At 72.4% G+C, this 6,443-nt stretch carries 7 protein-coding genes; 1 reads left to right on the top strand and 6 read right to left on the bottom strand.

All coding sequences use genetic code 11. The features are described from left to right. Window positions 1-883: transglycosylase family protein (locus tag CCN72_RS17705; RefSeq protein ID WP_086808354.1), on the bottom strand; the 883-nt coding region annotated here is incomplete at its 3' end. A gap of 272 nt (window positions 884-1,155) precedes the next feature. On the opposite strand from CCN72_RS17705, the gene CCN72_RS17700 reads away from it, so the two are divergent. Beyond that, on the top strand, window positions 1,156-1,839 hold the full coding sequence (locus tag CCN72_RS17700) for a DUF899 family protein (protein WP_086808353.1): 684 nt from the start codon (window positions 1,156-1,158) through the stop codon (window positions 1,837-1,839). Here CCN72_RS17700 and CCN72_RS17695 read toward each other — a convergent pair. The 5 genes from CCN72_RS17695 to CCN72_RS17675 all read right to left on the bottom strand — a co-directional run. Next, window positions 1,833-3,116: a cytochrome P450 family protein gene (locus tag CCN72_RS17695; protein WP_086808352.1), complete on the bottom strand. Its 1,284-nt coding sequence runs from the start codon at window positions 3,114-3,116 to the stop codon at window positions 1,833-1,835. The genes CCN72_RS17700 and CCN72_RS17695 overlap by 7 nt on opposite strands. Beyond that, a complete protein-coding gene (locus CCN72_RS17690; RefSeq protein ID WP_086808356.1) occupies window positions 3,113-4,102 on the bottom strand; it encodes a nucleoside triphosphate pyrophosphohydrolase in 990 nt (329 codons plus the stop codon). The genes CCN72_RS17695 and CCN72_RS17690 overlap by 4 nt, the downstream gene beginning before the upstream one ends. Before the next feature lie 123 nt (window positions 4,103-4,225). Further along, window positions 4,226-4,876: a SurA N-terminal domain-containing protein gene (locus CCN72_RS17685; protein WP_086808351.1), complete on the bottom strand. Its 651-nt coding sequence runs from the start codon at window positions 4,874-4,876 to the stop codon at window positions 4,226-4,228. A gap of 142 nt (window positions 4,877-5,018) precedes the next feature. Then, window positions 5,019-5,846 carry a glycoside hydrolase domain-containing protein gene (locus CCN72_RS17680; protein ID WP_086808355.1) on the bottom strand — a complete coding sequence of 276 codons (828 nt, stop codon included), beginning with the start codon at window positions 5,844-5,846 and terminating at the stop codon, window positions 5,019-5,021. Window positions 5,847-5,933: 87 nt separating this feature from the next. Beyond that, the coding region (locus tag CCN72_RS17675; RefSeq protein WP_158101363.1) for a tetratricopeptide repeat protein at window positions 5,934-6,443 on the bottom strand (510 nt) is incomplete at its 5' end.

The raw sequence follows: 6,443 nt of genomic DNA, 5'->3' as shown, positions 1-6,443 counted from the left end.
CCCCGTTGCCACCGCGGTGGCGGCCGCCGATGAGGGCTCCGGTGTCGACCAGGTTCCAAGAGCCGACGGTCTGCTGGGGGTTGTCCGGGGTGCCGGTGGACGGCGCGGGGGTCGCGGAGCCGTCGGCAGGCGCGGACGGCGTGGCCGGGACGGAGGGGTCCGAGGAAGACGGGTCGGACGAGGACGGGTCGGCCGGGTCCTGGCTGGACGTGCCGGTCCCGGGCTTGCCGGTGTGCTTGCCCGGGTTCGGGCTCGCGTGCTTGCCGGTCTGCTTGCCGGAGCCCTGCGTCGGCGAGGAGGAGGGGTCGGTGGAGGACTTCCCCGAGCCGGTGTCCGAGCCGGTGCCGGTGCCGGTGCCCGCGTCGGAACCGGTGCCGGTGCCGTCCTGGTCGCCGCCTTGTGTGCCCGCCGGGGCGGAGGGGTCGGGCAGTCCGGACGGGTCGGTCGTGGCGCCGCCTTGGTCGCCGCTGTTGTCGCCGGTGCCCGGATCGACGTTCACGGAACCGGAGTTCGAGGTCAGTCCGGACAGCAGGGCGCAGGTGGCCCAGGGCGAGGTGCCCTTGTCCTTGAGGATCTTCTCGGCCACAGCGATCTGCTGCGAGCGGCTGGCCTGGTCGGCGGAGGAGGCGTACTGCGTGCCGCCGTACGCGACCCAGTCGTCCTGGGATATCTGGAGGCCGCCGTAGTACCCGTTGCCGGGGTCGGCGCTCCAGGCGCCGCCGCTCTCGCAGTTGGCGACCTTGTCCCAGGTGGTGCCGTCGGCCGCGTGGGCGCTCGCGGCGCCGAGCAGCGGGATGGCGATGGCGGAGCCGGTCACGCCGGCCGCGACGAGGAGGGCCGGAGCCTGACGGGGGCGGCGGTGACGACCGTTCCCGGAGATCATGCGGAAGCCTTTCGTACGACGGCGGGGACCGGCGCGGCGGATGGTGCCGGGTCGCCGCGCTGAGGGGTGAAGGTAGCCGCACACGATCACTTGTCACAAGTTCATGCCGCGCGGATAACGCGAAGATCACAGGATTGAACGTCTGCCCCTCCGCTCCGTCACGTCCTGTTTCACCCGTCGGGCACGGCGGCGCCTCATCCTCGGGACGCGGGGCTCCCGGAACCATGGAACCGACCTGATTCCGGGGGGCTGTTCACCCAGGAGGACACACGATGCGGCACACCCGGTTGCACGGCGAGTCCGCGGAGTACCTCGCCGCCCGCGAGGAGCTGCGCCGCGCCGAGATCGAGCTGATGCGCGAACGCGAACGGGTCGCGGCCCTGCGCCGGTCGCTGCCGCCGGGGGCCGAGGTCGACGACTACGTCTTCCTGGAGGGCCCGGCCGACCTGGACGCGGGCGACACGCCGGTGCGCGAGGTCCGGCTGAGCGAGCTGTTCACCGGCGGCCCGGAGCGGCCCCTGCTCGTCTACCACTTCATGTACGGCAAACGGCAGACCGACCCCTGCCCGATGTGCACCCTGTGGATCGACGGCTTCGACGGCGTCGCCCGCCATGTCGCGCGCAACGCCGACCTGGTGGTGGTGGCCGCCGCCGGCCTGCCCACGCTGCGCCGGCACGCCCGCGCCCGCGGCTGGTCCCGGCTGCGGTTGCTCGGTGCCGGGGACAGCACCTTCAAGTACGACCTGGGCAGCGAGGACGAGGACGGTGTCCAGGACTCGACCGTCTCGGTCCTCACCCGGGACGCGGACGGCACGGTCCGGCACCGCTACTCCGCGCACCCCCGGCTGGCCGAGGACATCGACCAGCGCGGTCTCGATCTCCTCAGCCCCGTGTGGCATCTGCTCGATCTGACCCCGGGCGGCCGGGGCGACTGGTTCGCGGGCCTGGACTACTGAGCGGGCGGGGTGAACTCCACCGGCAGGGTGCGCAGGCCCCGCATGATGAGTCCGCCGCGCCAGCGCAGCTCGTCCGGGTCGGCGGCGAGCCGCAGATCGGGCAGCCGGGTCAGCAGGGTGGCCAGCGCGGTCTGGCCCTCCAGACGGGCGAGCGGGGCGCCCAGGCAGTAGTGGATGCCGTGTCCGTACCCGAGGTGCTGGTTGTCCCGTCGGCCGAGGTCCAGGGTGTCCGGGTCCTCGAACCGCTCCGGGTCCCGGTCGGCGGCGGCCAGGACGACGAGCACCGGGTCGCCGGGCGCGATCTCCTGCCCGCCGATGGTGAGCGGTTCGGTGGCGAACCGCCAGGTGGCCAGCTCCACCGGGCCGTCGTAGCGCAGCAGCTCTTCCACTCCGGTCGCCAGCAGCTCCTCGTCGCCGCGGGCGAGGGCCTCCTGGAGGCGGCGGCGCTGCTCGGGGTGGGTGAGCAGGGCGTAGGTGCCGTTGCCGATCAGATTGACGGTGGTCTCGAAGCCGGCGAACAGCAGGATGAAGGCCATCGCCGCGGCCTCGTTCTCGGTGAGGTGCTCGCCGTGGTCGGAGGCGCGGATGAGGCCGGAGATCAGGTCCTCGCCGGGCGCGGGCTCGGCGGGCAGCGCCTCGCGCTTCTTGTGGATCAGCTCGGCGAGGTAGCCGCGCATCTTCTTCACCGACCGGGCGACGCCGCCCCGGGGGCCTCCCCCGTGCCGGATCATCATGCCCGCCCAGTCCCGGAAGTCGTCCTGGTCCTCGCGCGGGACGCCGAGCAGGTCGCAGATGGCGTAGATGGGGAGCGGGAAGGCGAACTCATGGATGAGGTCGGCCGAGCCGCGCTCGGCGAACCGGTCGATGAGGTCGTCGGTCAGCTCCTGTACCCGGTCCGCGAACTCGGCGACCCGGCGGGGCGTGAACGCCTTGCTGACCAGTCGGCGCAGCCGGGTGTGGTCCGGCGGGTCGATGTTCAGCAGATGCGTCATCAGCTCGGCCTTGCGCTCGCCGGGGATGCCGGTCTTGCCCTTGGCGTGCTCGGGCTCGTCATGATGCGCCGGGTTCTTGCTGAGCCGCTGGTCCGCGAGTGCCTGCCGGGCGTCCGCGTACCGGGTGACCAGCCATGCCTCCACCCCGCTGGGCAACCGGGTCCGCCGCACGGGCGCGTGCTCACGCAGCCACGCGTACGCCGGGTAGGGATCGGCGGCGAACTCCCAGGTGAACAGCTCGGGGGCGGCGGGGACGGTGTCATCGGGGGGAAGCTGGTCGGTCACTCCTCGACGGTATCCGGCAACCCCTCCGCCTTCCGTATCGCGTCCCGGTACGTGCGGGCCGCGGCGCGCAGAGCGGTCTCCGGGTCCGTGCCGGCGGCTTCGGCCCGGGCGGCGAGGGCGAGGAGGGTGTAGCCGATGTCGTCGCCCTCGGGGAGCGGGACGTCGAGGCCGGCGACGCGGGCGCGGGAGGCGAGTTTGGCGGCGAGGGCGAGGCCGGGCTGGCCGAGCGGGATGCCCTCGGTGACCGAGGTGCGGCGCTTCTCCTCGGCCTTGGTGCGCAGCCAGTGCGCCTTGACGTCCTCGGGGGTCTCGGCCACCGCGTCGCCGAAGACATGGGGGTGGCGGTGGATGAGCTTGGCGACGATGCCGCCCGCCACGTCGTCGACGGAGAACGGTGTCTCGGGGTGCTCCTCGGCGATCCGGGAGTGGAAGACGACCTGGAGGAGGACGTCGCCCAGTTCTTCCCGCAGCTCCTCGCGGTCGCCGGCCTCGATCGCCTCGACCAGTTCGTACGACTCCTCGATGCCGTACTTGGCCAGGCCCTCGTGGGTCTGCCGGGAGGACCAGGGGCATTCGACGCGGATGCGGTCCATGACCTGGACGAGGTCGAGCAGCCGGGCGCCGGGCAGATCGTACGAGGCGGGCAGCAGCTCCAGTTCGGGCATGCGGACCCGGCCGGAGCCGGCCAGCCGGGCCAGGCCGTCGGTGAGGGCGGGCTCTCCCTCGCCCGTGGCCACGACCACCACCGCGCGTCCGCCGGCGCAGGCGTCGATCAGCTCCTGCGCCGTGGGTGCCGCCTCGGACACCTCTATACCGGCCTCGCGCAGATACGGCAGCTGCGGATGGGCGCCGTCCGCGCACAGCACGGTGTCCGCGGCGCGCAGCGCCTCCCACGCGGGCCAGGACAGCAGGCCGGGGGCGACACGGTGGCTGGTGGTGAGGAGGACGATGCGGCCGGGGTCGACGGCGGGGCTGGATGCGTTCACGATCCGAAAGTAACCCACCGCCGCGACGAGTGGATTTGGTTATCCACAGGGGCACCCGAGTCGTGTGATCGTACGACCTACGCCGCCCCTGGCCCGCTGCCTACGCCGTCCCTGATCCGCCGCCTACGCCGTGACCGGCGCGCCGCCCGCCACCGCCGTGACCTCCCGCACCCACGGTGTCTTCGCGTCCACGCGGCTGCTCTTCTGCACGTCCCAGGTGCCGTAGCGCGGGTTGACGTCGATGTGCAGTTCCCCGGACGCCTTGGACAGGGCCTTCCAGAAGGCGGGCTGGGTGGTGTCGGTGCCGAGCCGGGCCGCGAGCTTCTGCGCCTCCAGCTGGAGGCGGAGGTTCTCGTCCAGATGCGCGGGGGCGATGCCGTACTTCTGGAGCCAGGTGGTCTGGAGGCCCTTGGAGCCGCCCGCCTGCTGCTCCAGGCTCGCGCGCAGCTGCTGGACCTCCTTGCGGGTGACCGAGACGCCCTCGTCCCGCGCGGCCCGGTGGATCACCTGGTCCAGGACCATGTTGTGCAGGGTGTCGCGGGTGAGGCTGCTGGTCTGGGCGAGCACCTGCTGGTACTGGTCCTGGTCGGGCAGCGCGGCCCGCTGGGCGTCCCGGACCTCGCCGACCCGGTTCTCCAGCTGCGCGACGGTGATCCGCTGTCCGCCGACGACGGCGGCCGCGCCCGGGTGTGCGTCGTTTCCGCAGGCGGTCAGCAGGGGGGCCGCGGCGGCGATCGCGGCGGTGAGGACGAGCGCGGTGCGACGGCGGTGCAAGGGGGCCTCCAAGGGAGATTGTGCGGCGATGCACAAAGTCTTGCGGTGATCGATGGTAGGCAGTGGCGCTGCTCCGGCCAACCCATTCGACCAACGATTCACCGCGACTTCGGGCACCGGCGCACGCCCGCGAGTTCGCCGCTCAGCCCGTGATCGCCACCGGCCCGTCCCACGCGTCGCGGTCCACGGTGAGGGTCACCCCACCGTGCGCCTCTTTGCTGTTGACCATGTACTGGTGGCCGCGGCTGTGCCCGGTGTACTGCTTGGCGCCCCAGGGCCAGTCCGTGGTCGTGGTGTTCTGCTTGTCGTACAGCGCGTACCAGAGGTTGCCCGGCAGGTCCGTCTTGTCGGAGGCGGTGGCGATCGCCCTGGCGCTGGAGCTGGTGAAGCCGTAGAACCCGGCCCGGTACGTCTTGGCGTGCAGCTGCTTGCCGAAGGCACGCACATACGTCAGTACGGCGGTGTTGCACGACGTGTTCGCGGTGTCGTACCCCTCCATGTCGAGGTAGACGGGGCTGCCCGCCTTCATGCCGAGGGCGGCGGCCTTGGCGACGGCGTCATTGGCGTCCTGCGTGCCGAGAGCCGCGGCATTGGAGGTGGTCATCTTCTCCGGATTGGAGCCGGACCGGCAGGGCGGCTGGGCGCCGACGTAGATCGGGACGAGCTTCCAGCCGAGGGAGCTGACGGACTTCACCCAGGAGGCGGTGAGGCTGGGCTGGGCGCAGCCGCGGTTCCTGCCGCCCACGTAGACGGCGGCGGCGCCGTAGAAGCCGGTGTGCCATGCCTTCATGGTGGACAGCGAGGGCGCGGTGCAGGTGTCGAACGCCCGCCCGGTGAAGGTCTTCTGGGCCGGCCAGGTGGTGGCGGCCATGGAGGTCTGCGCGGCGAGGCCGGCCCCCGCGACGACGGCGGCGCCCGCCACCGCCCAGGTGATGTGTCTGCGCCTCTTGGACTGCCGGTGTCCGGCCATGGTGCCCACCCCTGATGGTTCTCTGTGCGATGCCCGCGCGACGCCTGTGCGACGTCCGTACGCAGGGCCGAATGCGGCCGGATGACTCTAGCCGCGTACCTGGCCCAGCCAGTGCAGGGTGCGGCGGATCTCGACGGCCATCGGGTGGCCGGGGCCGCCGAGGCGTTCCACGTCCAGCACCAGACGGGCGAGGGTGTCGTGCGCGGCGGGCCGGTCGCCGAGGGCGAGCAGCAGATGGCCGATGCGCCGGCGGACCTCGTGGGCCTGCTGTGGATCGCCGGACACGTACTGGTTCTCGTAGTACGGCAGCAGGGCGCGGTACTCGGCGAGCGCCGCTGCGGGTTCGCCCAGTTGTTCGAGGCATTGCGCGGCGTCGTAGCGGAAGCGCAGGGACGCCGGATCGGCCTGGCCGGCCTCGGCGGCGCGTTCGTCGGCGAGGCGGCGCAGTTCGGGCAGGGCGCGCCGGTACTGGCCGTCGTCCATGAGGGTCGCCGCGTACTGCTTGCGCAGGGTGCGCACCACCGGGGAGTGCTCGCCGTGCTGTTCGGCCGCGGCGGGCAGGATCGAGCCCAGGATGTCGACGGCCTGGGTGATCCG

The organism is Streptomyces murinus, assembly GCF_002154555.1.
GTDB classification, from domain to species: Bacteria; Actinomycetota; Actinomycetes; order Streptomycetales; family Streptomycetaceae; genus Streptomyces; species Streptomyces murinus.
The sequence above is the reverse complement of the archived record's forward strand: the minus strand, read 5'-3'. Positions and strand labels throughout refer to the sequence as shown.

Excerpts from the sequence above, each read along its gene's own strand:
- CCN72_RS17700 (WP_086808353.1), top strand. The coding sequence starts at position 1,156 with ATGCGGCACACCCGGTTGCACGGCGAGTCCGCGGAGTACCTCGCCGCC.
- CCN72_RS17680 (WP_086808355.1), bottom strand. The coding sequence starts at position 5,846 with ATGGCCGGACACCGGCAGTCCAAGAGGCGCAGACACATCACCTGGGCG.